Source organism: Arthrobacter sp. NPDC056727 (assembly GCF_042790555.1).
In the GTDB taxonomy this organism is placed as follows: Bacteria; Actinomycetota; Actinomycetes; order Actinomycetales; family Micrococcaceae; genus Arthrobacter.
Map to the genome: position 1 here is coordinate 41,429 of NZ_JBHTZA010000025.1, position 25,373 is coordinate 66,801.

The window sequence follows — 25,373 nt, forward strand, 5'->3', positions numbered from 1 at the left end:
GTTGAGTTTTTCGACTTAGGCCGCATGGAAGGGGCAGGATAGTAACCATGAGCCACACTCCTGCCGAATCTGTCACCAAAACCGAAGAATCAGCCGAGCAGTTCTTCACCCTCTGGACCGTGTTCAAGCGCTCCGCCGAGGTCCTCCGCAGCGCCGATGCTGCCGAGGATTTCGACGCCCTGGTGGCGCGCCTGGCCGAGGGCGACGTTACCCACCGTGGAAGCTACGACGTGTCCGCCATGCGCGCTGACGCCGACGTCATGGTCTGGCTCCACGGCCCCAAGCCGGAGGCGCTGCAGCAGGCCATCCGTGACATCCGCCGCAGCAAGCTGTTCGCGGGAACCGAAATCGTCTGGTCCGCCATGGGCGTCCACCGTGAGGCGGAGTTCGCCAAGAACCACACCCCGGCCTATTCACGCGGCGTTGCACCGGCCGAGTGGCTGTGTGTGTACCCGTTCGTCCGCTCCTACGAGTGGTACCTGCTGCCGGATGACGAGCGCGGCAAGATGCTGCGCGACCACGGCCTGCTCGGCCGTGACTTCCCGCAGGTCATTTCGAACACGGTTTCCTCCTTTGCCCTCGGGGACTGGGAATGGATCCTCGGCCTGGAGGCACCCGAGCTCGTGGACCTCGTTGACCTGATGCGCCACCTGCGTTCCACCGAAGCGCGCAACCACGTGCGCGAGGAGATCCCGTTCTACACCGGGCGCCGGATTACCGCCGGTGAGATCGCCGAGGTCCTCGCATGAGTCCGCTGGACCCGCAGGAAGACGCCGTGGATCCTGTCACCGCCGGCAGGATGGCCCCCAAGGAGTACGACGGCGTCCTACTCGCCTCCTTCGGTGGCCCCGAAGGCCAGGATGATGTGATCCCGTTCCTCCGCAATGTCACCCGTGGCCGGGGAATCCCCGATGAGCGGCTCGAAGAGGTCTCCCACCACTACCGCGCCAACGGCGGCATCAGCCCGATCAACCAGCAGAACCGGGAGCTGAAGGCAGCCCTCGAAGCCGAACTGGCGGCGCGGGGCATCAACCTGCCCGTGCTGTGGGGCAACCGCAACTGGGATCCCTACATTCCGCAGACGCTCCAGGACGCGTACGACGCCGGCCACCGCCGGCTGCTGATGCTCACCACCAGCGCTTACTCCTGTTACTCCAGCTGCCGCCAGTACCGCGAGGACATCGGCATGGCCCTGACCGAAACCGGCCTCGACGGCAGGCTGGAGGTGGACAAGGTCCGCCAGTACTTCGACCACCCCGGCTTCGTGGAGCCCTTCATCACGGGCACTGCCGAGGGTGTCTCCGACGTGCGCGCACAGCTGGCCGCCGCCGGAAAACCCGACGCCCCCATCCACGTTCTCTTCGCCACCCACTCCATCCCCACCCGGGATGCCGTGGCTGCGGGCCGCTCAGAGGACGAGCCCCGCGAGTTTGCCGAGGATTCCGCCTACGTGGCCCAGCACCTCGCCAACGGAGCGGAAATCATGCGCCGCGTTGAAGCCGACTCCGGCCTGTCCGCACCGTGGTCCCTGGTGTACCAGTCGCGGTCCGGCGCTCCGCACATCCCGTGGCTCGAGCCGGACATCAACGACGCCATCGGGGACCTCGCCAAGCAGGGCGTCGCGGGCATCGTGATCGTGCCGCTGGGCTTCGTCAGCGACCATATGGAGGTGGTCTGGGACCTGGACACCGAAGCGCTGCAGACCTGCAAGGACCTGGGCATCGCCGCCACGCGCGTGCCCACGCCGGGAACGCACCGCCGCTTTGTCGAGGGCCTCGTGGAACTGATCTGCGAGCGGACCGTGGCCAACAACGTCTCGGACCGCCAGGCTGTTACCGGCCTCGGGCCCTGGTACGACGTCTGCCGTCCCGGATGCTGCGAAAACTTCCGCGGCGAAAAGCCCACCATTGCCGGCGCCGACACCACCGTGGGCCAGGGGCACGACCCCTACCCGGCAGGGCAGGACGCGAAGTGACTGTACGGATCGGTACCAGGGCGAGCAAACTCGCCCTGACCCAGACGCAGCAGACGGCCGACCGGCTGGCCGCCGTCGGGGGTTTCGACGTCGAACTCGTCCATGTCAGGACCGACGGCGACGTCCTCACCGGCTCGCTGTCCCAGATGGGCGGCACCGGCGTTTTCGTGGCCGCGCTGCGTGACGCGCTGCTGCGGAACGAGTGCGACGTGGCCGTCCACTCCCTGAAGGACCTTCCCACGGGTTCCGCCCCGGGCCTGGCGCTGGCCGCGACCCCGCCCCGGGTGGACGTCCGCGACGTCCTCTGCGCCCGCGGCGGACTCAAACTGGCAGACCTGCCCAAGGGCGCCCGCGTGGGTACCGGCTCACCGCGCCGGGCGGCGCAGCTGCGCGCCGTCCGCCCGGACCTTGACATCGTGGACATCCGCGGCAACGTGGACACCCGGCTGGGCCGGGTGCCGGGGCTGCCGGGCAACGCCACCGAGGCCGTGGTGGACGGGAAGTCGTGCGATCTCGACGCCGTCATCCTCGCCGCTGCCGGACTGGAACGGATCGGCCGGCTGGACACCGTCACCGAATACCTGGAGACGGACATCATGCTCCCGGCCGCGGGGCAGGGATCGCTGGCCATCGAATGCCGCACCGCCGAGGCTCCTCGCCGTGCCGGCTCCACCGAGGGGTCCCAGGGCGTGCTCGCCCAGGCGCTGGCCGCCCTCGACGACGCCGACACCCGGCTTGCGGTCACGGCCGAGCGCGCGCTGCTCGCCCGGCTCGAGGCAGGCTGCGCCGCCCCCGTGGGCGCCTACGCGTACCGCAAGGGCAGCATGCTCCACCTCGAAGCCGTGGTCTGCGCCGTGGACGGCACCGCCTCGGTCCGGGACAAGCGGGCCACTGACGGGCTCACCGAAGTAGGCGCCACCCTGCTGGGAATCGAACTGGCCGAGGTCCTGCTGGCAGCGGGGGCTGCGGACATCGCGGACCTGACGGCCTCCTGACCCCAGCCGGCCACCGAATGCGAACGACGAGCGGGAAGAACCCCGTGGGCGGGCGCCCGCTCGAAGGGTGCCGCGTCCTGGTGACGCGCAGCCCCGGGCGGTCCGGCCCCCTCGCGGAGGCGCTGCGGCTGGCCGGTGCCGTTCCCCTGCTGCTGCCGCTCACGGAGGCCGAACGCGCGCCGGACCAAGCGGCGCTTGACGACGCCTTCGAGGCGCTGGGCGCGGGCCGCTTCGACTGGCTCGTGGTCAGCAGCGCCACCACCGTCCTGGCGCTTCAGGAGAAGGCGGCCGAGCACGCCGTGGAACTGCGGAACTGGGTTCCCGCCGGAACCCGCGTTGCCGCGGTGGGCCCCGCCAGCCGCCGCGCGTTGGAGGCTGCGGGGATTGCCGTGGACTTCGAGCCGCAGCATGACCACTCGGCCGCCGGGATCGTGGACGGGTGGCCCGGAGGTCCCGCCGCCGTGCTGCTGCCACAGGCTGACATCGCGGCCCCGGCGCTGGCCCGGGGGCTGGAAGCGAAGGATGCCCGGGTCCGCACGGTGGTTGCCTATTCCACGGTGGACTTCCCGGCCGAACCCGGCCGGCGCCTTGGAACAAAATTTTCCGGCCGTCCCGGCCGTGACGATACCGACGGCGCCGCCGCGCCGCTTCCGGTGCTGACGCCCGCCGAAGCGAAAGCCGACGTCGACGACGGCGTCCTGGCCGCCGTCGTCGCCGCCTCACCCAGCGCCGTTCGGCGCATCGCCGCGGCACTGGCGCCGCTCGGCTCCTGCCGCCTGGTGGCCATCGGACCGGCGACCGCCGCCGAGGCGGAAACCCAGGGACTCGCCGTTGCCGCCACGGCCCGCGAAGCCACACCGGAAGGGCTCGTCGCCGCCGTCATCCGGGCCGTGGCGGGACCCTAAGCATCAGCCACCATAAGCAGCAGTCATCAACAGCAGGCAACACAGTGAAGGACAGGACATGAGCTTTCCGCACCACCGCCCCCGGCGGCTCCGCACCACCCCGGCCATGCGCAGGCTCACGGCCGAATACCGGCTTGCCCCGGCCGACCTGATCCTTCCCGCGTTCATCCGGGAAGGGCTGTCGGAGCCCAACCCGATCGCCTCCATGCCGGGCGTCGTGCAGCACACCACCGACACGCTCAAGCGGGCGGCGGCCGAAGCCGTTGAACTGGGCGTCGGCGGCATCATGCTGTTCGGTATCCCCGAGACCCGTGACGCCGAGGGAACCGCGTCGCTGGACCCGGACGGCGTGCTCAACAAGGCCATCCGGGATGTCCGGGCCGAGGTGGGGGACAGCCTCGTGGTGATGAGCGACGTCTGCCTGGATGAATTCACCGACCACGGCCACTGCGGCGTCCTCGACAGCGACGGCTACGTGGACAACGACGCCACCCTGGAAATCTACGCCAGGATGGCCGTGGCACAGGCCGACGCCGGCGCCCACGTGCTGGGCCCGTCCGGCATGATGGACGGACAGATCGGCGTGATCCGCCAGGCACTCGAGGACGCCGGCCACGTGAACACCGCCGTGGTGGCCTACGCCGCGAAGTACGCGTCGGCGTTCTACGGCCCGTTCCGGGAAGCGGTCGACTCACAGCTGAAGGGCGACCGCCGGACCTATCAGATGGACGCCGCCAACCGGCGCGAGGCCATCCAGGAGGTGGAACTGGACCTCGCCGAGGGGGCGGACATGGTGATGGTCAAGCCGGCCATGAGCTACCTCGACATCCTGGCCGACGTCGCCGAGATCAGCACCGTGCCGGTGGCCGCTTACCAGATCTCGGGGGAGTACGCCATGATCGAGGCCGCCGCCGCCAACGGCTGGATCGACCGCAGGGCGGCGATCACCGAATCGGTCCTGGGCATCCGGCGCGCCGGGGCCAACATGGTCCTTACCTACTGGGCGAGCGAAATCGCCGGCTGGCTCAGGGAATCCTGATGCCGGCGCCAGGCACGGGGCCGACCGCTCCCGTGGGCCCCGGCAAGATCCTGCTGGGCCTGAACACGTTCGGCGACGTCGGCGTGGACGGCGCCGGCGAGCCGAAGCCGCATGCCCAGGTGCTGCGGGAGCTGCTGGACCAGGCGGTCCTGGCTGACGCCGTCGGACTTCACGCCTTCGGCGTGGGGGAGCACCACCGCCGCGACTTCGCGGTGTCCGCGCCCGAGGTGTTCCTCGCGGCCGCCGCGGCCAGGACCGCCAACATCCGGCTCGGTTCAGCCGTGACCGTCCTGAGTTCCGATGACCCCATCCGTGTCTTCGAGCGCTTCTCCACGGTGGACGCGCTGTCCGGCGGCCGCGCCGAGGTCATGCTGGGCCGCGGCTCGTTCATCGAATCCTTTCCGCTGTTCGGCCTGGACCTGGCGGACTACGACGTGCTCTTCGAGGAGAAGCTCGAGCTCTTCGACAGGGTACGGGCGCAGAAGCCGGTCCACTGGGAAGGCCGCACCCGTCCCGCCCTGGCCGGGCTGAGCGTCTACCCGCCGCTGGAGCACCACCTGCTGCCGGCCTGGATCGGCGTGGGCGGCACCCCGGAGTCCGTCCTGCGGTGCGCGCAGTACGGCTATCCGATCATCTTTGCCATCATCGGCGGCCAGCCCCGCGCCTTCGCGCCGCTGGTGGACCTGTACCGCGAGGCCATGGACAAGTACGGCCAGCCCATGCAGCAGATCGCCACCCACTCGCCCGGGCATATCGCCGAAACCGACGAGGCGGCCCGCGAGGAGCTGTTTCCGCACTGGCTTGCCCAACGGAACAGGATCGGCGCCGAGCGGGGATGGGGCCCGGGAAACCGGCGCGAATTCGATGCCATGTGCGGGCCGGAGGGTGCCCTGTACGTCGGCTCACCTGAAACGGTGGCGCAGAAGATCGCACTGCTCAAGCGCAACCTGGGCGTAGACCGCTTCGACCTGAAATACGGCAACGGCACGCTGCCGCACGAATCGATGATGCGCTGCATCGAACTCTTCGGCACCGTGGTGGCACCGCGGGTGGCCGAGCTGCTCTCCGGTGACACTGTCCGGTGACACTCCCGCAGACTGAAAGAATGGGAACCATGACTTCCAGTACCCCTCGCAACGAGGAACTTTTCGACCGCGCCCGCCAGCTGATGCCCGGCGGCGTGAACTCCCCGGTCCGCGCCTTCGGTTCCGTCGGGGGCACGCCCCGCTTCATGGTGGCGGCCAAGGGCCCGTACCTGACCGACGCCGACGGCAACGACTACGTTGACCTGGTCTGCTCCTGGGGCCCGGCCCTGCTGGGACACGCACACCCCGCGGTCCTGGACGCCGTGCACGCCGCCGTGGACCGCGGACTCTCCTTCGGTGCCTCGACCCCCGATGAGGCCAACCTCGCGGCCATCGTCATGGAACGTGTCCCCGCCGTCGAACGGTTGCGCATGGTTTCCACCGGCACGGAAGCCACCATGACGGCGATCAGGCTCGCCAGGGGCTTCACCGGCCGCAACCTGGTCATCAAGTTCGCCGGCTGCTACCACGGCCACCTCGACGGGCTGCTCGCCTCCGCAGGCTCGGGCGTGGCAACCCTCGCGCTGCCGGGTTCCGCCGGCGTCACGGCCGCCACAGCCGCCGAGACCCTGGTGCTGCCCTACAACGACCTCGGCGCCGTCGAGGCCGCCTTCGCCGAGCACGGGCCGAACATCGCCGCCGTCATCACCGAGGCTGCGCCCGCCAACATGGGCGTGGTCACCCCCGGGGAAGGCTTCAATGCCGGCCTGTCACGGATCACCGCCGCGCACGGCGCCCTGCTGATCGTCGACGAGGTCCTGACCGGCTTCCGCACCGGCTACTCCGGCTACTGGGGACTCACCGGCGGCGCCGCCGACTCCACCGAAAAGTGGACCCCTGACCTGCTGACCTTCGGCAAGGTCATCGGCGGGGGCATGCCGACGGCGGCACTCGGCGGCCGTGCCGACGTCATGGACTACCTCGCGCCGCTCGGTCCCGTCTACCAGGCGGGCACGCTGTCCGGCAATCCGGTGGCCATGGCTGCCGGCGTGGCCACCCTGACGCACGCCACCCGGGACGTGTACTCGTTCGTGGACGCCAGGTCGCTGGAACTGTCCGGCGCCCTGTCCGCAGCCCTCGACGCCGCCGGCGTTGACCACTCCATCCAGCGGGCCGGCAACCTGTTCTCGGTGGCCTTCGGCACGTCCGAGCACGGGGTCCACAACTACAGCGACGCCCTGAAGCAGGAGTCGCACCGCTACGCGCCCTTCTTCCACTCCATGCTGGATTCGGGCGTCTACCTTCCGCCGTCCGTCTTCGAGGCCTGGTTCCTGTCCGCGGCGCACGACGACGCCGCCATGAACCGGATCTTCGAGGCACTTCCGGCCGCCGCGGAGGCGGCCGCCGCAGCGAAGGCCTGACCCGCCGTCGGGCATTAAAAAACTCTGGCACCCGCCGCGGCGGGTGCCAGAGTTTTTTGGTATCCGGATGTTCCGGTGAGCCCTACAGGACGTCCGAGAGGAAGCCCTGCAGCCGCTCCGTCGTCGGGTTTTCGAAAACGTGCTCGGGCGGACCCGATTCCACCACCACGCCGCCGTCCATGAACGTCACGGTGTCCGAGACATTGCGGGAGAAGCCCATTTCGTGGGTCACCACCACCATGGTCATGCCGCCCTTGGCGAGGTCAGCCATGAGTGCGAGCACTCCCTTGACGAGCTCGGGGTCGAGGGCGGAGGTGGCCTCGTCGAAGAACATGACTTCCGGCTTCATGGCCAGGGCACGGGCGATCGCCACCCGCTGCTGCTGGCCGCCGGACAGGGTGGCGGGGCGGACGTCGGCCTTGTGCTTGAGCCCGACGAGGTCGAGCTGGCTCAGGGCCTCCTCGCGGGCCTGCTCCTTGGGCAGCTTCCGCAGTTTGCGCAGGGCGAACGCCACGTTCTCGCCAACACTCTTGTGCGGGAAGAGGTTGAACTGCTGGAACACCATGCCGATCCTGCGGCGGAGCTCGTCCGGGTTTTCCTTCAGGACCGACTTGCCGTCCAGGAGGATGTCCCCGGCATCAGGTTCGATCAGCCGGTTCATCACGCGCAGCAGGGTGGACTTGCCGGACCCGGACGGGCCGATCACCGAGGCAGTGGTGCCGGCCGGGACGGTCAGGTCGATGCCGCGCAGGACCTTGTTGTGCCCGAAGGCGAGGTGGACGTTTTTCGCTTCGAGAGAGCCTGAGGTGAACTGGCTCATGAGTGGGCTCCCTTCCCGACGACGGCGGCAGCCTCGTCCGGTTCCATCTTCTGCGGGCGGCCGGTGCGCAGGCGTGCGTCGATCCAGTTGACCAGGTGCGTCAGCGGGACGGTCATCGCCAGGTAGAACACGGCGGCCGCCACGTAGCCGGACAGGTTGCCGCTTCGGGCTGCGGCGTCCTGGCCGATCTGGAAGAGCTCGCGCTCGGAGGACAGGAGTCCCAGGGTGAACACCAGCGAGGACTCCTTAATCAGCGCGATGAACTGGTTCACGAGCGCCGGGAGCACGCGGCGGATGCCCTGCGGCACCACCACCATGCGCAGCGAGGGGCCGTAACCGAAGCCCAGGGCCCGGGCGGCCTCCAGCTGGCCCTTGTCCACGCTCTGGATACCGGAGCGGAAGATCTCCCCGATGTAGGCGCTGGACATGAGCGAGAGCGCGGCGATGCCCATGGGGTACGGGCTGGTGATGCCGGTCAGCTCGCGGAAGATCGGGCCGAATCCGAGGCCGATGACGAGGATGGTGAGAACCGCCGGGAGCCCACGGAACACGTCCGTGTACACCCGGGCGGCCCACCGCGCCACAGGATTACGCGAGATGCCCATCAGGGCCAGCACCATGCCGACCACGCAGCCGATGATGCCCGAGACGATTGCGAGGACGAGGGTGTTGGGCAAACCGACCGAGAACATGGCCGGGAGTACCTCGGCGATGGCCTTCCAGTCGAGGAAGGTCTCGGCGAGCCTGTTCAGATAATCCATGTGGCGCCTGTCAGTCGGTTACTTCGTGGGGACCTGGACGGCCTTGCTGCCCGGCTTCCAGCCCTCGGGAGTCTGCTCCTTCAGGGTGGGGCGGTCCGTGTACCACTGGGCGGTGAGCTTGGTCCAGGTGCCGTCGGCGATCACGGCGTCGATCGCCGAGTTGAGCGCGTCAGTGAGGGGCTGGTTGTCCTTGGCCACTGCGTACGCCGTGAAGTTCTGGGTGTTGACCTTCTTCTCGGCGATCTTCGTGCCGTCGCCCTTCTTGACCTGGCCCTCGGCCTGCTGTGAAGGAGCAACCCAGGCATCGACCTGGCCGCTCTTCACGTTCGCGTAGACCGTGTTGTAGTCGGGGAAGCGGACCGGCTCGAGCTTGAGCGTGTTGGTGACGAAGTCGTCCTGGACGGTGCCCTGGACGACGCCGATGCGGACGCCCTGCTTGAGATCGTCGAAGGTCTTAACCTTGGCGTCGTCCTTGGTCACGATCGCCATGTAGCCGAAGTCGTAGCCGTTGGTGAAGGCTACGGTCTCGCGGCGGGCGTCCGTGGTGGAGATGGAGGAGGATCCGACGTCGAACTGCTTGTTCTTCACCTGCGCGAGGAGGCTCTGGAACTTGGTGGAGGCGAACTCGACCTTGAGGCCGAGCTTTGCCGCCGCGGCCTTCAGGAGTTCGTTGTCGTACCCCGTGAAGTTGCCGTCCTTGTCGATGAAGATGTTGGGCGGAGCGTCGGAAAGGGTACCGACCTTGAGGGTGCCGGCAGTGATCAGGCCAAGCTTGGACTTGTCGATCTTGTCCAGCGGGGTGACATCCTTGGTGGTGTACTTGTCCAGCGTCTGCTGGTCACTGCCGGCTAGGGCGTCGGTCGACGAACCACTGGGAGCAGCGGTGCCTCCACCGCAGGCTGCCAAGGACACGGCCATGACTACGGCCACGGGAACCGTGGACAGCCACTTCAAGGCTTTGACTTTCATCACGCATCACTTTCATTGGGGTAGCGGGGGCGGGCAATCAAGCCGCCTGTAGCCGGGATCCGGCGCCGCAGGGGGCGGGCCCGCAAAACTTAATTGTCTCACCTGCCCTTAATCTGCCCGTTAGACGGCGTAATGAATGGATTTTGCTACCTTTTCCCGAATATAATCCGGAAATTCAGACTTTGGCCCGCCGATGGCACTGACTTAAGGTGCCGTCACAGAATCGGCAAACGTCCGCCAAAGTGTGTGCGGAACTGTGAGTTACGTCCCATCCTGTCCCGTCCGTCAGAAGCCGCCGCGGCTGGCGTCCTCCGGCGGCAGGACCGGCCAGTCGCCCTCGATGACCGCGGTGGGCTTGGTCTTGCGGAGGTACTGCTGGAAGTCCGCTGCCTGGCTGACGGCCCAGTCCACCTGGAGCTGGTGCAACTGGCCCGCCGGCATGCTCAGCTTGGGGAACTTGCCGGCCATGGCGTCGAGCATCCGCAGGGTTGCCAGCGCGTCCGCGGCCGACGTGTGCGCGTTTTCCAGGTCCACGCCGTACTCCTCGCACAGCGCGGTCAGGGTCCGCTTTCCCTTGCGGTACCGGTCCACCTGCTTGTTCATGATGTAGGGGTCGAGCACGGGGAAACGGCTCAGCTGCGGCACGCCGTAGCGGGCTGACTCGGCGGCCAGGACGGTGAAGTCGTAGCTGGCGTTGAACGCGATCACCGGAACGCCGTCGTCGAAAAGCCCCTGGAGCACGGCAGCGACCTCCTGAGTGACCTCGGCAGCAGGCCGGCCGTGGGTGCGGGCATGTTCCGTGGTGATGCCGTGGACGTCGCTGGCCTCGGCCGGAATCTCAACCCCGGGGTCGGCCAGCCACTCGTGCTCCCGGATCACGTCACCGGAGCTGTCCACCACGGTGACGGAAGCCGTCACGATCCGGGCGGCACGGGAGTTGCGCCCTGTGGTTTCGAGATCGAACGCGGCCCGGGGGAGTGTGTTCCAAGTGCTCATGGCTCCAAATTACCCGGAGCCACTGACAGTGAAGGTCCTTGCCCCGCGCGTGTCCGGTCCGGTGTGGGAAGACGCACACGAAGCCTCCCCTGACGGCTGGTGATGCGTGCCGGCCGATAGTCTGGGGACATGCGGGCGGAGTATGTGGAGGCGGTTTTGGCGGTGGTCCACCTCATCCCGGCCGGTTCGGCGGTGGCCTACGGGGATGTCGCAGAGCTTCTTGGCGCGGGAGGGCCACGGCAGGTGGGGTCCGTACTGAGCCATTACGGCAGCAGCGTTCCCTGGTGGCGGGTGCTGCGGGCCAGCGGACTGGCGCCGGACGGCCATGAGTCCGAGGCCCTCAATCACTACCTGCAGGAAGGCACGCCCCTGCGCGGCGAGTATCGGGAGTTTGCCAGGACGGGTGAAGGACGGTGGCGGGTGGATCTGACCGCCGCCCGGTGGGCACCGTCCGACGCCGACTTCGACGCCCTGGACGTGATTGCCGAGCGGCTGGAGGCGTCGCTGCGAAAATTGTCAGTCCCCGATGATGGAATGTCCGTGTGACCGCAACACTTGATCAGACTGCCGCCGATAACACCGACGCTGATAACACCGCAGCCGGCCAGGGCTCCGTCCTCACGGCGGAACGGGACCACACGGACTCCCTTTCCGCTGCCTCGTTCGCGCCCACCGGGCTTCGTCTGCTGCCCCCTCGCCAGGTGCACTCCCGCGTCCCGGTCCTCACCGCGGACCAGCTGGCCGCCGTCGAAGTGCCCCGGGGTACTGGCCCCGTACTGGTCCCCGGCGCGCCCGGCACCGGAAAATCCACCGTGCTTATCGAAGCGGCAATCCGCCGGGTGGAGGCGGACGGGGTGGACCCCGAACGGATCCTCATTCTCGCTCCCGGACGGCTCGCGGCCGATACGCTCCGTGACCGGTTCACCGCCCGGCTGAACCGGAGCCTGAGCACCACGCCGGCCCGCACGTGGGCGGCGTATGCCTTTGACCTCATCCGCCGCGCCAAAGCGGAAGGGCTCCTGCCGCTGTCGAAGGCCCCGCGGCTGCTGTCCGGCCCCGAGCAGGACCTTATCATCAAGGAACTGCTGGAGGGCCATGCCCTGCCGGGCCTCGGACTGCCCTGGCCCGAAGACCTCACCGCAGCCCTGCCCACGCGCGGGTTCCGGCACGAGGTCCGCCAGCTGTTCGACCGGATCACGGAGGCGGGCCGCACAGCCGATGACCTCGCCGGCCTTGGCCACGCCTGCGGGCGGCCGGACTGGATTGCCGCCGCGGCACTGTATGCCGAGTACCGCGATGTCCTCGACCTGCGCATGCCGGAGGCGTTCGACCCCGCCGGCATCATCACCGCGGCCCGCCAGCTCTTTCAGGATTTCCCGGACTTCCTGGCCGCCGAACGCGACCGCCTCCAGCTGATCCTTGTGGATGACATCCAGGAGGCCAACCCCGCCGTTTTTGAACTCCTGGCCGATGTGGCCGCCGGCAAGGACGTCTATGTGACGTCCGCGCCGGACACCGTGGTGCAGGGGTTCCGCGGTGCGCGGCCGGATCTGGTGGCCGAACTGCCCGGCCTTCTGGGCGGCGAGGAACGGTCAGTTCTTGAGAAGCCGCTGGCCCATGCCCACCGCCACCGGCCGGCGGTGGCCCGGGCCTGGCTTGGGGTCGCGGACCGGATTTCCCTCCGGGCCGGCGGCCAGCTCGCGCGGCGCCTGGACCCGGTGGGCGCCGGCCCTGCTGATACCGCCGGCCCTGCTGATACTGCCGGCGGCCCGGCTGATGCCGCTGGCGGGCCTGCTGATGCCGCCGGCGGGCCTGGCGGCACCGTGGAAGCGCACCTCCTTCCTTCGGCGGTGCATGAGCTGCGGTACGTCGCCCAAAGGATCCTCGAGGCACACCTCAGGGACGGGCGGGCGCTCGAGGACATCGCCGTCATTGTCCGGAACGGCGGCCAGCTCAGCCAGCTGCAGCGCTACCTCTCCGGCCAGGGGATTCCCGTGCGGATTCCGGTGGCTGAATCCGCCGTGCGCGATGAGGTGGCCGTCCGCCCGCTCCTCGACGCCTACGCGGTGGCTTTGGATCCGGCGGTCCTCACGCCGGAATCCGCCGTGTCGCTGCTGACGTCCCGGGTAGGCGGGGCCACGTCGCTTGAGCTGCGCCGGCTCCGCCAGTCGCTCCGGCGGGAGGAACTGCTCGGCGGCGGCGGCCGCTCCAGCGATTCGCTGCTCGTCGAGGCGCTTCTTGAACCGGGCGCGCTCGGCTCACTGGGCATCGAGGGCCGGTCGGCGCGCAGGGTGGCGCGGATGATCCAGGCGGGACGGAATGCTGTTGCCCAACCCGGCGCCAATGCGGAGACGGTGCTGTGGGCACTCTGGCACTCCACCGGGCTGTCGGGGGCATGGACGGCCGCGGCCCTGGCCGGCGGACTCGTCGGGTCCCGGGCCGACCGGGACCTGGATGCCATGATGGCGCTGTTCCACACGGCCGAACGCTACGTGGACCAGATGCCCGGATCCGGCCCGGAACAGTTCCTGGAATACCTGCTGAACCAGGAACTGCCCATGGACACCCTGGCGGCGCGTGCCCAGGTTGACGACGCCGTGGAGCTCATGACGCCCGCCAGCGCCGCCGGCCGGGAATGGCCGTTCGTCATCGTCGCCGGCCTGCAGGAAGGCGTCTGGCCCAACACCCGCCTCCGCGGCGAACTCCTGGGCAGCACGCTGTTTGCGGACGCCGTCGAACACGGCGTGGAGTACGCGCTCCAGTTGGGCCAGCTGAGCCGGCTGCGCGAGATCCGCTATGACGAACTCCGCAGCTTTTCCACGGCGGTGTCCCGGGCAAAAGAGGTGCTGCTGTGCACCGCCGTGTCGTCCGAGGATGAACAGCCGTCCTCCTTCCTGGACTACGTCGCGCCGCTGCTGCCTGACCAGGACGGGCGCGGTTACACCCCGGTGGAACGGCCCCTGACGTTGCGTGCGCTCGTGGCCGAACTCCGCCAGTACGCCCAGCTGGACGGCAGGTTTGCGGCCGAGGCGGATGAGGCCGTGCGCGTCCTGGCCCGCCTGGCCACGGCGGAGCCCGCCGTTCCCGGAGCCCACCCGGAGACGTGGTGGGGGCTTGCCCCGCTGACCTCCGTGGACCGGGTGGTTCCTCCCGGCGGCACCGTCTATGTGTCGCCGTCCAAGGTGGAGTCGGTGCAGAAATCACCGCTTGACTGGTTCATCCAGGCTGCCGGGGGCGAGGCCGCCACGGATTTCGCCCGCAGCCTCGGCACCCTGGTGCACGCCATCGCCCAGGACCTCCCCGATGCCAGCGGAACCGAATACCTTGCAGAGCTCGTCAAAAGGTGGCCCGCCCTGGGCATGAAGGACAACTGGGAGGGCCAGCTGGACTTCCGCCGGGCGGAAGCCATGGTCCGGAAACTGGCGCAGTACATCCTCGTCATGCGCAGCGATGGCCGGCGCCTTGCGGGTGTCGAGCAGGACTTCGAGGTGGCCCTGCCGGAGCCCGGTGCCGTGCCCCGCAGCGACGTTCCCAGTGATGAGGGGCCCCGGTCGGCCGTCCTGCGCGGACAGGTGGACCGGCTGGAGATCGACGCCGAGGGGCGGCTGGTGATCGTTGACCTCAAGACCGGGAAACGGCAGCCGGGCAAGGCGGAACTGGGCAGGCACCCGCAGCTGGGCGCCTACCAGGCTGCGGTTCTGGCCGGGGGCTTTGGCGCCTCCGGGGGATCCGACGCCGGTGTGCAGCCAGGCGGTGAAGTGACCGAGGGTGCAGTGCCCGGCGGTGCAGTGCTTGCCCAGCTGGGCACAACCACCAAGAGCCCGGGCATCCAGCACCAGGAGCCACTGGATCCTGGGGACAACTGGGCGATGGACATGGTGAACGACGCCGCCGCGGTGATGTCCGGCCACGAGTTCGAGGCCAGGCATGATCCCGCCAAAGCCGGTTTTGGCGGACTGGGCTGCCGGCTGCCGGAGGTATGTCCGCTGTGTGCGCGGGGAAAGCAGGTTACCGAATGAGCCGGACGGCAGAGCTGCCCGAGCCCCGATTCAGTCCCGAAGAGTTGTGCGTGCTGCTGGGGGAGAAAAACCTTCCGACGGCGGAACAGTCGGCCATCATCTCCTCGCCGCTTGCGCCCCGGCTGGTGATCGCCGGCGCGGGTTCGGGCAAGACCGCCACCATGGCCGACCGCGTCGTCTGGCTGGTCGCGAACGGCTGGGTCAAGCCCGAGGAAGTCCTCGGCGTTACCTTCACGAGGAAGGCCGCCGGTGAACTGGCAAGCCGGATCCGCGCCAAGCTCGGCGCGCTGCAGCGGTCGGCCACCGGCGGTGCCGTGGCGGGGACGCTGCTCAGCGCGGATGCCCTGGAGCCGAAGGTTTCCACCTACCACTCGTTTGCCAGCGGCATTGTGTCCGACTACGGCCTGCGGCTCGGGATCGAGCGGGACGTTGTGCTGCTCGGCGGAGCGCAGGCCTGGCAGCTTGCCAGCGAGGTCGTTGAGGCGTTCGACGGCGAGTACTCCCACTTCCGGGTGGCCAAGTCAACCCTCGTCAAGGCCGTCATCCAGCTGGCGGGGGAGTGCGCGGAACACCTCCAGGACCCGGACGGTGTCCAGGGCTGGCTGATGCAGCGGCTCGCCGAGTTCGAGGCACTGCCGTACGTGGCCGGGGCCAAAAAGAATCCGAGCCAGGCCGCCGGCGAACTCGGAGCCATGCTCCGGACCAGGGCCAGTGTGGCCGAGCTCGTGGGACGGTACGCGGAAGCCAAACGGGCACGCGGAGCCCTGGACTTCGGCGACCTCGTGGCGCTCGCGGCACGCGTTGCCCGGGAGGTGCCCCTGGCGGCCCAGATGGAGCGCCAGCGCTACAAAGTGGTGCTGCTGGACGAGTTCCAGGACACCTCACACGCCCAGCTGGTGCTTTTCTCCAGGCTTTTTGGGGACGGCCACGCCGTCACGGCCGTCGGCGACCCGAACCAGTCCATCTACGGCTTCCGCGGAGCCTCCGCCGGCCAGCTGTTCCACTTTGTCAATGAGTTCCCAGTCATTGTGGAAGACCGCCAGCCAGGTACGGCGTCCCGGCGTCCCGCCCCTGTTTCGTACCTGACCACGGCCTGGCGGAACGGCCGCAACATCCTGGCCGCAGCCAACCTCATCTCGGCCCCGCTCAGCGCCGCCGCGGCGCAGGCCGGCCCCGCGGGGCAGCGGACCTCCGGTGCGGCCGTGGAAGTGCCCGCGCTGCGGCCCAGCCCCGCCGCAGTGCAGGGCCGGGTGCTGATTGGCCGTTTCGCCACGGATGAGGATGAAGCAGCGGCCATCGCCAAGGACCTCCTGAAGTTCCGGGCCACGGATTTCGACGCCCCATCCTCCGGCCCGCGCGTCCAGCCGGCCATGGCAGTCCTGTGCCGCCGGCGCGCGCAAATGGAATGCCTCCGCAAGGAATTCGAGGCCACAGGCATCCCGTACGAAATCGTTGGCCTCGGCGGGCTGCTGGACACTCCCGAAATCGTGGACCTGGTTTCGACGCTCCGGGTGCTGGCCGACCCCGGCCGGTCGGATTCACTGATGCGCCTGCTGACCGGTGCGCGGTGGCGGATCGGCGCCGCCGACCTCATGGCCTTCCGGGACTGGTCCGCGTTCCTGGCGCGCCGCCGCGGCATGGTCGAGAACGGCAGCGGCATGAATGACGACGATCCTGAAGCGGCCGACGTCGTCATCGAGGGCGACATCACCGACGCCGCCAGCCTCGTCGAAGCCCTGGACTGGCTGCCCAAGGAAGGGTGGACGTCCGCGAACGGCCGCAGCCTCACGCCGGCCGCCCGGGAACGGTTGCAGCGCCTTGGCGCGGAGCTGCGGCAGCTCCGTGGGCTGATGGGGGAGGACCTGACCACCCTGCTCGGCGAGGTGGAGCGGGCCATGCTGCTGGACATCGAGGTTGCCGCAAGGCCAGGACTCAGCATCCACCAGGCGCGGCGAAACCTGGATGCCTTCCAGGACGCGGCCGCCGGCTTCCTGCAGACATCCCACCGGGTGGACGTGCTGGCCTTCCTTTCATGGCTGGAAGCGGCGGCCTCCGAGGAGGGCGGACTGGACGTACCGCCGGCGGACGTCAACCACGAGGCCGTGCAGCTGCTGACGGTGCATGCCTCCAAGGGGCTGGAATGGGACGTCGTGTTCGTGCCGGGCCTGAACGCAGGCGCATTCCCCAGCAGCCGCGACTCGAGGTGGAGCAGCGGTTCCGCGGCCCTCCCCTGGCCGCTGCGGGGTGACCGTGCCGATCTTCCGCAGTGGGACCTTGACCAGCCGGACCAGAAGGGGTGGCTTGACGCCGAGAAGGATTTCAAGGGAGATGTCCAGGCCCACGGGGAAGCTGAGGAACGCAGGCTGGCCTACGTCGCCTACACCCGCGCCAAGCACGTGCTCTGGGTTTCCAGCGGTGCGTGGGTCGGCGGGCGCAGCGCGATGGCGGAGATGTCGCCGTTCCTTGCCGAGCTGGCGCCGCTGGCAGAGCAGGAAACTGCGGAAATCCATCCCGCCTCGGTCGATGAGGAATCCCTGCCCACTGAAAGCCCACTGACCCGGGAGCTGGAAGTGGCGGCCTGGCCGTACGATCCGCTGGAAGGACCTGTTGACCCCCGCAGCGGCAACCGGCTCCGGCTGGTGCCGGGCCGGCGGGCGGCCATGGACCGTGCCGCGGAACGGCTGCTCGCCGAGATCGATGCTGTCGGAGCCGGTGCTCCGGGACTCCCTGAGGGCCAGGGTCTCCGTCCCCTGGCGGCCGGCTGGGAACGCGAAGCCGCACTCCTCCTGGAACGCCGTGCCAGGCGGGCCCGGAGCCGCGACGTGCACCTGCCCGGCCACATCTCAGCCTCCACCCTGGTGGACCTGGGGGAGGACGCCGGGGCCGTGGTCCAGCGGCTCAGGCGGCCTGTCCCGCGCGAACCGGGCATGTCCGCACGCAAGGGCACCGCATTCCACGCCTGGGTGGAAGAGTACTTTGGAACAGCAGGAATGCTGGATCTTGGCGAAGCGCCCGGATCCGACAACCACATCGATGAGGCGTACGGCCTCGACGACATGGTGGCTACCTTCAAGGACTCCCGGTGGGCACACCGGTCGCCCGCGTACGTGGAAGTCCCCGTGGAAACGCGCATCGGCGAGGTCGTCGTCCGCGGCCGCATCGACGCGGTGTTCCGGGACGCCGACGGCGGCTGGGACCTCGTGGACTGGAAGACCGGACGCCGGCCGTCCGCGGCGCAGCTGAAAACCAAGGGTGTGCAGTTGGCTGTGTACCGGCTGGCCTGGGCAAGGCTCAAGGGCGTGCCGGTGGAAGAGGTCCGGGCAGCTTTCTTCTACGTGGCGGACAACCATGTGGTGCGCCCCCACGACCTGGCGTCAGCGGCCGAACTGGAAGGAATAGTGGCTGACGCCCTGGCTGGCTAGGAAATTCTGGCTGGCTGGGAAATTCTGGCCGCCCAGGAATCCTGGCCGGCCAGGAAACCCGGCCGGCTAGGGCGTCTTGGCCTCGACGACCGTCAGGGCAACCGTCGACGTGTCGGCGCCTGACGGCTTCGGCTCCTCTGCGTCATCCTCCGCCTCGGCGGCTTCAGCTTCGCCGGATGCGTCGGGCTTCGCCGGTTCAGGGGAAGCATCCCGGCCTGACGGCTGTTCCGACGGCGTGCCCGGCAACCGGTCCCCGTCCTTCCCGGCGTCAGCCTCGCCAGCCGGGATGGGCGTTACTTCAACCGGGGGAGCCGCTTCAACCGGGATGGGTGTGACGTGGACGGCGGGCATGGCCTCCGAAATGTCGGTGGCCGCAGGGGCCTCCACGAGGCCTGCCGGGGCCGGGGCCCGGCCGGCTGGCGGGGACTCGGGTTTGGCCGGAGGCAGCGGTTCCACGCTGATGGGCTGTCCGCCGTACTCGGCGATGTCGTCGGCCAGCGTGGACAGCATGCCTTCCGCCTCGGCGATCATCTCGGCGTCGGCTGCTGCGATGCCCTTGACCAGGTACTGTGCCAGGGCAAATTCGGCCGAGAGGGCCGCGCGCCGCAGCAGGTGGTTGTCGGGGGCATCCCGCCGCTTTGCCGTGTAATGCTTGACCACGGACTCAACGAATTCGTGCTCATTGGATGCCACGAGCCAGGCGAGGTCGTCGGCGGGGTCGCCGATGCGCAGGTCGGTCCAGCCGGTGACCGCCGTGACGCGGTCATCCTCGACCAGCAGGTTGTCCTCGTGCAGATCACCGTGCACCACGCAGGGGTTGAAACGCCAGAGTGAGACATCTTCCATGGCGTGCTCCCAGCGGCGGAGCAGAAGGGCCGGAATCTTGCCTGTGGTGGCGGCCATGTCGAGTTCGTTGAGCCTGCGTTGGCGGAACTCGTTCGGCGTGTAGCTGGGCAGGTCGGCGTTGCTCACCAGCGTGCGGGGCAGATCGTGAATGGCCGCCAGCGCTGTGCCGATCTCCTTGGCCAGTTCCTGTGGACCGGACGTCAGCTCCTCGACGGTGCGCGTGGCGCCGTGCAGGTGGGAGTACACGAAGGTGGTCAGGTTCTGCTGCCGGACGGTGCCGGCCACGGTCGGCATGAGGAACGGCAGTTCGGCCCGGATGGCGGGCGCGAAGGCACGCAGGACCAGGAACTCGGTCTCCAGCCTGGTGCTGGCTTCCGCGTGCCGGGGTGAGCGCACGCGCCAGCGCTTCCCTTCGGCATCAAGGAGGAGAGCCGAATCAAAGTCTGCCGGGTCATCCGGGGCAGAGCTCACAGCGGTCGGGCTCAGTCCGGGGACTGCCGCGGTGGCCACAGCTGCCAGTTCGATTGGTTCTCTTCTCACGCTTCCACGGTAGATTGAGCGGCGTCCAAGACAATGATGTGTCACGGCGAGTCTCGAGATCCGCCCAAATATGGGTGGCTGGAGTCGGGATGAGGCACTGTTTCCTGGCCCGCCCGTGCCCCGCCGAAATGTAAATTGTCACTGCGAGTCAGTACGGTGGATACATGAGTCATGCGGAGGCCGCTGCGCCGGCCGGTATAACGGCGGGCACCATCCCGGAAAATCGCCTGCGGGCAGGGGAACTGCCCGCCAACCACCTGTTCGACACCGTGCTGCCGGTCCGGCCCGCGATGGTCAACAGGGAGTCGGTCGAACGGATGCGGCCGGGCCTGATTCAGGACCTCCTGGCCGCCGGAACGGCGAAGGCCATGCTCCTGTCGGGCCGGCATGCGCTGGTGGACGGGGACGCCCTTGTCCTGGCGGAGGCCACCCCGTTGCTGGAGCGGCTTGAGGGGTTGGCCTCCGGTCCGGCGCACATCATCTACCTTGGCACGGCACTCGGCTCCGGGGATCTTCCTGCCGGGACGGGGCTCCTGCTCTTCATCCTGCAGGAGCCGGCGGAGCCCGGCCCGGCCGGCCTGCCCGCCGGAGCCACCTGGGAAGGATTCCGGGACGTCGCCGCGCAGCTGGATCCGACGCACACCGCGCTGTTCGTTGAAGCCAGCGCCATAGCCAACTGGCACGGCACCCATACCCACTGTCCCCGGTGCGGCACCGTCACGGATGTCGAAGCCGGCGGATGGGTCCGGCGGTGTCCCGCTGACAATTCCGAGCACTACCCGCGCACGGACCCGGCCATCATTGTCACGGTGGTTGGCCCGGACGGCCGTGTCCTGCTGGGCGGCGGAGGCCCGCTGGATGCAAAGAACTACTCCACGCTGGCCGGATTCGTCGAGCCCGGGGAATCCCTCGAGCAGGCAGTGGTCCGGGAAATCCACGAAGAGGTGGGTGTGCGGGTCAAGGCATGCCAGTACCTCGGCTCCCAGTCGTGGCCGTTCCCGGCATCCCTGATGCTCGGCTTCACAGCCGTCACCGAGGACACAGAAGCAAAGCCCGACGGCGTCGAGGTCACCAGGGCGCGCTGGTTCAGCCGGGAGGAACTCCAGGCAGCCGTGCTCAGCGGCGAGATTGTCATCTCCACCAGGCTTTCCATCGCCAGGTCCCTCATCGAACACTGGTACGGCGGCGTGATCCAGGACCGTCCGGCGGACGCCTGAACCCGCATCCATCCACATAAAGCAAGCAGCAAGAAGTGACGACAGAACATCCTGATGGCAACGCCTCCCTCGAGGACCGGATCCTTGGCGGCCTCGACGCGGAGCAACGGGAAGTGGCCACCACCCTGACCGGCCCGCTCTGCGTGCTTGCCGGAGCCGGCACCGGCAAGACCCGCGCCATCACACACCGGATCGCCTACGGCGTGCACTCAGGGGTTTACAGCCCGCAGCGGCTGCTGGCAGTCACGTTCACGGCGCGCGCCGCAGCCGAAATGCGCAGCCGGCTCCGTGACCTGGGGGCCGGTAATGTCCAGGCCAGGACTTTCCACGCTGCCGCGCTGCGGCAGCTGCAGTTCTTCTGGCCGCAGGCAATTGGCGGGGCGCTGCCCAACCTGCTGGACCACAAGGCACAGATGATCGCCGAGGCCGCCCGCCGGCTCAGGCTGAGCACCGACCGCGCCTCCATCAGGGACCTGGCATCGGAAATCGAGTGGGCCAAGGTGTCCATGCTCACCCCCGCCAACTACCTCGAAAATGCGCAGGACAGGGGTGCGCCGGGAGGATTTGACCTCACGGCCGTCGCCCGCGTGTTCCAGGCCTACGAGGACGTCAAGACGGACCGCAACGTCATCGACTTCGAGGACGTCCTCCTGATTACGGTGGGCATCCTGCAGGAAGACCCGAAGGTGGCGGCAACGGTCCGGGAACAGTACCGGCACTTCGTGGTGGACGAATACCAGGACGTTTCCCCGCTGCAGCAGCGTCTGCTGGAGCTCTGGCTCGGCGGCCGGAACGAGCTGTGCGTCGTGGGTGACGCCAGCCAGACCATCTACTCGTTCACCGGCGCGTCCCCGAAGCATCTCCTCGGGTTCAAGGCCCAGTACCCGGACGCAAACGTGGTCAAGCTGGTCCGGGACTACCGTTCCACTCCCCAGGTGGTCACGCTGGCCAACGACCTGCTGGCCTCGCGCCGCAGCGGCGGACCGGCGGCCGACGCTGCCTGGGCCGCGCCGCTGAAGCTCGTGGCCCAGCGGAACCCGGGCCCGCAGCCGCAATTCACGGAATGCAGTGACGACGAAGCCGAGGCTGCAACGGTCGCCGGCAAGATCCGCACCCTTCTCGACGCCGGCGTGCCGGCGAGCGAAATCGCCGTCCTGTTCCGCACCAACGGCCAGTCTGAGGCCTACGAGCAGGCACTTGCCGCGGCCGGCATCGGCTACCAGCTGCGGGGCGGCGAGCGGTTCTTCGCGCGGAAGGAGGTCCGCGACGCAATCCTCCAGCTCCGCGCGGCCACCCGTGCAGTAGCCGAGTCCGAGCCCCAGCCGCTTGGCCAGCTGGTGCGCGACATCGTTGCGTCGCTGGGCTACACCGACACCGCCCCGCACAGCGGCGGCGCCCTGCGGGAACGCTGGGAATCCCTGGCCGCGCTGGTGGCCCTGGCGGACGAGCTGGCGGAGAACCGCGGGCCGCAGTTCGGCCTGGCGGACTTCGTCAACGAGCTTCAGGAGCGCTCCGTTGCCCAGCACGCCCCAACCGTCCAGGGGGTCACGCTGGCCTCCCTTCATGCGGCCAAGGGCCTCGAATGGGACGCCGTCTTCCTCGTGGGGCTGAGCGAAGGGCTCATGCCCATCTCCTTCGCAGACACCCCCGCAACCGTGGACGAGGAACGGCGCCTGCTCTATGTGGGCATCACGCGCGCCCGCGAGCACCTGTCCCTGTCCTGGTCCACCGCACGGACGCCCGGCGGGCGTGCCAACCGGAAACCGTCCCGCTTCCTCGACGGGCTGCGCCCGGACTCGGTGGCAAGTTCGGCCGCCCGGGGGAGGGGAGCTGCCCCCCGCCGCAAGGCTGCCGCCCCCGCTTCCTGCCGGGTCTGCGGCAGCATGCTGGCCAGCGGAGCCGAGCGGAAGGTCGGGCGCTGCAGCCAGTGCCCGCCCAGCTACGAAGAGCAGACGTTCAACGCCCTTCGTGAATGGCGCAAGGAGGTTGCGCATTCGGCCGACGTCCCCGCCTTCGTGGTTTTCACCGACGCAACCCTCACCGCCATCGCCGAAGCCCGGCCGTCCTCACTCGAGGAACTCGCCCGGCTCGCGGGCGTTGGCCCGTCCAAACTGGAGCGGTACGGCGAAGCAGTCCTCGCGGTGCTGACGGAAAGCAGCACACTCTAATGCCCGGAAAACGAGACACCAGAACGCCGCTGACCACCCATGACGGGGCTCCCGTCGAAGTCCGGCGCTCTGCCCGCCGGCGCCGGACGGTAGCGGCCTTCTGGGAGAACGGAACCGCCGTCGTCGCCATCCCGGCCCACTTCAGCCGGGCGCAGGAGGCAGACTGGGTCCACCGGATGCTGGAAAAGCTCAGGACCCAGGGCGAGAAACGGTCCAGCGGTGCGGGGCGCCGGCCTGCCTCGGACACGGCGCTGGCCGCGCACGCCTCCCAACTCTCGGCCAGGTACCTCGGCGGCAGGTCGGCCCCGACGTCCGTCCGGTGGGTCAGCAACCAAAACTCCCGCTGGGGTTCGGCCACCCCGTCCGACGGCTCCATCCGGCTTTCAGACAAGCTCAGGCCCATGCCGCAATGGGTGATCGACTATGTGCTGCTGCATGAACTTGCGCACCTGCTGGTGGCGGGGCACAACGCGGCGTTCTGGAAACTGCTGGAGGCGTATCCCGAAACGGAACGTGCCAAGGCGTTCCTGGAGGGAGTGTCGTTTGCCATGTCGCGGGGCCTGGCTTCCGGCGACGCAGGACAGGCCGGCCCAGGACCAACAGAAGAGGCCGACGCCGGGCGGTTGCCCTTCGACGTCGGCCTCTGACTCTATTTGATGAATGCCTAGCTCTTCGGAGCGTCGCCCTCGTCGCCCTCGTCGCCGTCGGTCTTGTCATCTCCGTCGGCCTTGTCGCTGCCGCCCTCGGTGCCGGTGTCGGCCGGGCTGTCAAAGCCGCCGTTCAGCAGCTTCTGCAGCGCGTCGTCCACTTCGCTGTCACTGGCCTCGGCGAGCTTGCGGCGTTCACTGAATCCCTTGGGGTCGTCAAGGTCCTCGGCGGTGGGGAGCAGGTCGGGGTGCTTCCAGATGGCGTCGCGGCCGTCGATGCCGCGCTCAGCCTTGAGCGATGCCCACAGCGTGGCGGCCTCGCGGAGGCGGCGGGGCCGCAGCTCCAGCCCGACGAGCGAAGCGAAAGCGTGTTCCGCGGGTCCGCCGGTGGCCCGCCGGCGGCGGACGGTTTCGCGGAGCGCCGCAGCGGAAGGGAGGACCTTCTCTGTGGCGGCAGCAGTGAGCTCGTCCACCCACCCCTCGACGAGTGCCAGCGCGGTTTCCAGCTTCTGCAGGGCCAGGTCCTGTTCAGGGGTGCGCTGCGGCATGAAGACGCCCTGCGACAGGGCCTCCTGGATTCCCTCGGGGTTGCTGGGGTCAAGGTCCCGGGCCAGCTCCTCGATCCGCGACGTGTCGATGTGGATGCCGCGGGCGTAGGCCTCAATGGCGCCCAGCAGATGCCCGCGCAGCCAGGGAACCTGGACAAAGAGGCGGGCGTGGGCGGCCTCGCGGACGGCGAGGAAGAGCCGGATGTCGTTTTCCGGAAGGCTGAGCCCCTCGCCGAACTTGGCCACGTTGCCGGGAAGAAGGGCCATTTCCAGATCGGCGAGCGGAACCCCGATGTCCGTGGAGCTGACCACGTCGGTGGAGAGAGCACCGATGGCCTGGCCCAGCTGCATGCCAAAGATGGCGCCGCCCACGTTCTGCAGCATGGACGAGGCGCCGCCCATCATGGACTTCATCTCCTCCGGCATCTGTTCCGTCATGGCGGTGGACAGTGCATTGGCCACGCTGTTGGCCACGGGCTCCGTCAGGCGCTTCCAGGTGCCGAGTGTCTCCTCAACCCATTCGGCCCGGGACCACGCCTTGCCGATGAGGCCGGTGGCGGGCAGGTCCGTGACCTGGTCGAGCCACAGCTCGGCGAGCCGCAGCGCCTCATCCACTTCGCGTGACTGCGCGGAGGTAACGGAAGGGTCGGCGCTGCCGGCGGCCACGCGGCGGGCGTTGTCATGGGCGAGCTTCCAGTTGACGGGTCCCTCCGAGGGCGCACTCATCATGGCCTGCACCTGGGAGAACATCTGGGCCAGCAGGTTGGGGTCGTTCGGGAGACCGGCGGCCTTGGCCAGTTCTGCGGGGTCAATGTCGCCCAGGCCCTTGCCGCCCATGAGGTTCTGCAGCATTTCCGCCAACGGATCCTTCGGGTTTTCGTCGCCGTTGGACGGATTGAGTGGATTGGAGGTCATGATCCCGCCGATCGTCGGTGTGACTATTAATCAACTTCACGCTACCCCGTGCGGGGAGGGCTGTCTGCCGAAAGCAGGCACTTTCGCTGTAGGCAAAGAGCTAACGGCAGGCCGGGACGCGTAGTGTTAGAAACCGGAACGTATG

The 25,373-nt window shown here is 68.7% G+C and carries 19 protein-coding genes; 13 read left to right on the top strand and 6 right to left on the bottom strand.

The genetic code is table 11. The features are described 5' to 3' along the window. Positions 1–47 precede the first annotated feature (47 nt). The 7 genes from hemQ to hemL are packed head-to-tail and all read left to right on the top strand — an operon-like array spanning position 48 to position 7,360. Positions 48–749 (top strand): hydrogen peroxide-dependent heme synthase, encoded by a 702-nt coding sequence (hemQ, locus tag ACFRAH_RS20140; protein WP_377992683.1) that lies wholly within the window; start codon positions 48–50, stop codon positions 747–749. Next, positions 746–1,975 carry a ferrochelatase gene (locus ACFRAH_RS20145; protein WP_377992684.1) on the top strand — a complete coding sequence of 410 codons (1,230 nt, stop codon included), beginning with the start codon at positions 746–748 and terminating at the stop codon, positions 1,973–1,975. Before hemQ ends, ACFRAH_RS20145 begins: the two co-directional genes overlap by 4 nt. Beyond that, positions 1,972–2,970 (top strand): hydroxymethylbilane synthase, encoded by a 999-nt coding sequence (gene hemC, locus ACFRAH_RS20150; RefSeq protein WP_377992685.1) that lies wholly within the window; start codon positions 1,972–1,974, stop codon positions 2,968–2,970. Before ACFRAH_RS20145 ends, hemC begins: the two co-directional genes overlap by 4 nt. Positions 2,971–2,987: 17 nt before the next feature. Beyond that, positions 2,988–3,875: a uroporphyrinogen-III synthase gene (locus ACFRAH_RS20155; RefSeq protein ID WP_377992686.1), complete on the top strand. Its 888-nt coding sequence runs from the start codon at positions 2,988–2,990 to the stop codon at positions 3,873–3,875. Between the two features lie 58 nt (positions 3,876–3,933). Then, a complete protein-coding gene (hemB, locus tag ACFRAH_RS20160) occupies positions 3,934–4,914 on the top strand; it encodes a porphobilinogen synthase (RefSeq protein WP_377992687.1) in 981 nt (326 codons plus the stop codon). Continuing rightward, on the top strand, positions 4,914–5,999 hold the full coding sequence (locus ACFRAH_RS20165; protein WP_377992688.1) for an LLM class flavin-dependent oxidoreductase: 1,086 nt from the start codon (positions 4,914–4,916) through the stop codon (positions 5,997–5,999). The genes hemB and ACFRAH_RS20165 overlap by 1 nt, the downstream gene beginning before the upstream one ends. Before the next feature lie 29 nt (positions 6,000–6,028). Then, positions 6,029–7,360: a glutamate-1-semialdehyde 2,1-aminomutase gene (hemL, locus tag ACFRAH_RS20170; protein ID WP_377992689.1), complete on the top strand. Its 1,332-nt coding sequence runs from the start codon at positions 6,029–6,031 to the stop codon at positions 7,358–7,360. A gap of 82 nt (positions 7,361–7,442) precedes the next feature. Here the strand turns inward: hemL and ACFRAH_RS20175 are convergent, their stop codons facing one another. The 4 genes from ACFRAH_RS20175 to ACFRAH_RS20190 all read right to left on the bottom strand — a co-directional run bounded on the left by ACFRAH_RS20175 (position 7,443) and on the right by ACFRAH_RS20190 (position 10,906). Further along, positions 7,443–8,180 (bottom strand): amino acid ABC transporter ATP-binding protein, encoded by a 738-nt coding sequence (locus ACFRAH_RS20175; protein WP_377992690.1) that lies wholly within the window; start codon positions 8,178–8,180, stop codon positions 7,443–7,445. Next, entirely contained in the window at positions 8,177–8,941 is a 765-nt protein-coding gene (locus ACFRAH_RS20180) for an amino acid ABC transporter permease (RefSeq protein WP_377992691.1), read from the bottom strand. The genes ACFRAH_RS20175 and ACFRAH_RS20180 overlap by 4 nt, the downstream gene beginning before the upstream one ends. 18 nt (positions 8,942–8,959) lie before the next feature. Further along, positions 8,960–9,910, bottom strand: a complete 951-nt coding sequence (locus ACFRAH_RS20185) for an ABC transporter substrate-binding protein (RefSeq protein WP_377992692.1) — start codon at positions 9,908–9,910, stop codon at positions 8,960–8,962. 285 nt (positions 9,911–10,195) lie between these two features. Then, positions 10,196–10,906 carry a 3'-5' exonuclease gene (locus ACFRAH_RS20190; protein WP_377992693.1) on the bottom strand — a complete coding sequence of 237 codons (711 nt, stop codon included), beginning with the start codon at positions 10,904–10,906 and terminating at the stop codon, positions 10,196–10,198. A 129-nt stretch (positions 10,907–11,035) separates the two neighbouring features. Here ACFRAH_RS20190 and ACFRAH_RS20195 point away from each other — a divergent pair, with 129 nt between their 5' ends. Genes ACFRAH_RS20195 through ACFRAH_RS20205 form a run of 3 tightly spaced genes read left to right on the top strand, consistent with a single transcriptional unit; the run spans position 11,036 to position 18,347 of the window. Beyond that, positions 11,036–11,452, top strand: a complete 417-nt coding sequence (locus ACFRAH_RS20195) for an MGMT family protein (RefSeq protein WP_377992694.1) — start codon at positions 11,036–11,038, stop codon at positions 11,450–11,452. Next, on the top strand, positions 11,449–14,925 hold the full coding sequence (locus ACFRAH_RS20200; RefSeq protein WP_377992695.1) for an ATP-dependent helicase: 3,477 nt from the start codon (positions 11,449–11,451) through the stop codon (positions 14,923–14,925). The genes ACFRAH_RS20195 and ACFRAH_RS20200 overlap by 4 nt, the downstream gene beginning before the upstream one ends. Further along, a complete protein-coding gene (locus ACFRAH_RS20205; protein ID WP_377992696.1) occupies positions 14,922–18,347 on the top strand; it encodes an ATP-dependent helicase in 3,426 nt (1,141 codons plus the stop codon). Before ACFRAH_RS20200 ends, ACFRAH_RS20205 begins: the two co-directional genes overlap by 4 nt. Before the next feature lie 66 nt (positions 18,348–18,413). Here ACFRAH_RS20205 and ACFRAH_RS20210 read toward each other — a convergent pair whose 3' ends face one another. Continuing rightward, complete coding sequence (locus tag ACFRAH_RS20210; protein WP_377992697.1) at positions 18,414–19,733, bottom strand: macrolide 2'-phosphotransferase; 1,320 nt, start codon at positions 19,731–19,733, stop codon at positions 18,414–18,416. 164 nt (positions 19,734–19,897) lie between these two features. Between ACFRAH_RS20210 and nudC the strand changes: the two genes are divergently transcribed. The 3 genes from nudC to ACFRAH_RS20225 are packed head-to-tail and all read left to right on the top strand — an operon-like array spanning position 19,898 to position 23,765. Further along, entirely contained in the window at positions 19,898–20,950 is a 1,053-nt protein-coding gene (nudC, locus tag ACFRAH_RS20215) for an NAD(+) diphosphatase (protein ID WP_377992698.1), read from the top strand. A 35-nt stretch (positions 20,951–20,985) separates the two neighbouring features. Then, entirely contained in the window at positions 20,986–23,118 is a 2,133-nt protein-coding gene (locus ACFRAH_RS20220; RefSeq protein WP_377992699.1) for an ATP-dependent DNA helicase UvrD2, read from the top strand. After that, positions 23,118–23,765, top strand: coding sequence for a M48 family metallopeptidase (locus ACFRAH_RS20225; RefSeq protein ID WP_377992700.1), 648 nt, complete (start codon positions 23,118–23,120; stop codon positions 23,763–23,765). Before ACFRAH_RS20220 ends, ACFRAH_RS20225 begins: the two co-directional genes overlap by 1 nt. A 17-nt stretch (positions 23,766–23,782) precedes the next feature. On the opposite strand, the gene ACFRAH_RS20230 is transcribed toward ACFRAH_RS20225, so the two are convergent. Beyond that, complete coding sequence (locus ACFRAH_RS20230; protein ID WP_377992701.1) at positions 23,783–25,228, bottom strand: zinc-dependent metalloprotease; 1,446 nt, start codon at positions 25,226–25,228, stop codon at positions 23,783–23,785. Positions 25,229–25,373: the final 145 nt, after the last annotated feature.

What these genes read in the sequence shown, in the direction of transcription:
- ACFRAH_RS20195 (WP_377992694.1), top strand. Translation starts at nt 11,036, where the DNA reads ATGCGGGCGGAGTATGTGGAGGCGGTTTTGGCGGTGGTCCACCTCATC.
- ACFRAH_RS20155 (WP_377992686.1), top strand. Translation starts at nt 2,988, where the DNA reads ATGCGAACGACGAGCGGGAAGAACCCCGTGGGCGGGCGCCCGCTCGAA.
- ACFRAH_RS20205 (WP_377992696.1), top strand. Translation starts at nt 14,922, where the DNA reads ATGAGCCGGACGGCAGAGCTGCCCGAGCCCCGATTCAGTCCCGAAGAG.
- ACFRAH_RS20165 (WP_377992688.1), top strand. Translation starts at nt 4,914, where the DNA reads ATGCCGGCGCCAGGCACGGGGCCGACCGCTCCCGTGGGCCCCGGCAAG.
- hemQ (WP_377992683.1), top strand. Translation starts at nt 48, where the DNA reads ATGAGCCACACTCCTGCCGAATCTGTCACCAAAACCGAAGAATCAGCC.
- ACFRAH_RS20225 (WP_377992700.1), top strand. Translation starts at nt 23,118, where the DNA reads ATGCCCGGAAAACGAGACACCAGAACGCCGCTGACCACCCATGACGGG.
- ACFRAH_RS20185 (WP_377992692.1), bottom strand. Translation starts at nt 9,910, where the DNA reads ATGAAAGTCAAAGCCTTGAAGTGGCTGTCCACGGTTCCCGTGGCCGTA.
- nudC (WP_377992698.1), top strand. Translation starts at nt 19,898, where the DNA reads ATGAGTCATGCGGAGGCCGCTGCGCCGGCCGGTATAACGGCGGGCACC.
- hemB (WP_377992687.1), top strand. Translation starts at nt 3,934, where the DNA reads ATGAGCTTTCCGCACCACCGCCCCCGGCGGCTCCGCACCACCCCGGCC.
- ACFRAH_RS20180 (WP_377992691.1), bottom strand. Translation starts at nt 8,941, where the DNA reads ATGGATTATCTGAACAGGCTCGCCGAGACCTTCCTCGACTGGAAGGCC.
- ACFRAH_RS20145 (WP_377992684.1), top strand. Translation starts at nt 746, where the DNA reads ATGAGTCCGCTGGACCCGCAGGAAGACGCCGTGGATCCTGTCACCGCC.
- ACFRAH_RS20190 (WP_377992693.1), bottom strand. Translation starts at nt 10,906, where the DNA reads ATGAGCACTTGGAACACACTCCCCCGGGCCGCGTTCGATCTCGAAACC.
- ACFRAH_RS20230 (WP_377992701.1), bottom strand. Translation starts at nt 25,228, where the DNA reads ATGACCTCCAATCCACTCAATCCGTCCAACGGCGACGAAAACCCGAAG.
- hemL (WP_377992689.1), top strand. Translation starts at nt 6,029, where the DNA reads ATGACTTCCAGTACCCCTCGCAACGAGGAACTTTTCGACCGCGCCCGC.
- ACFRAH_RS20175 (WP_377992690.1), bottom strand. Translation starts at nt 8,180, where the DNA reads ATGAGCCAGTTCACCTCAGGCTCTCTCGAAGCGAAAAACGTCCACCTC.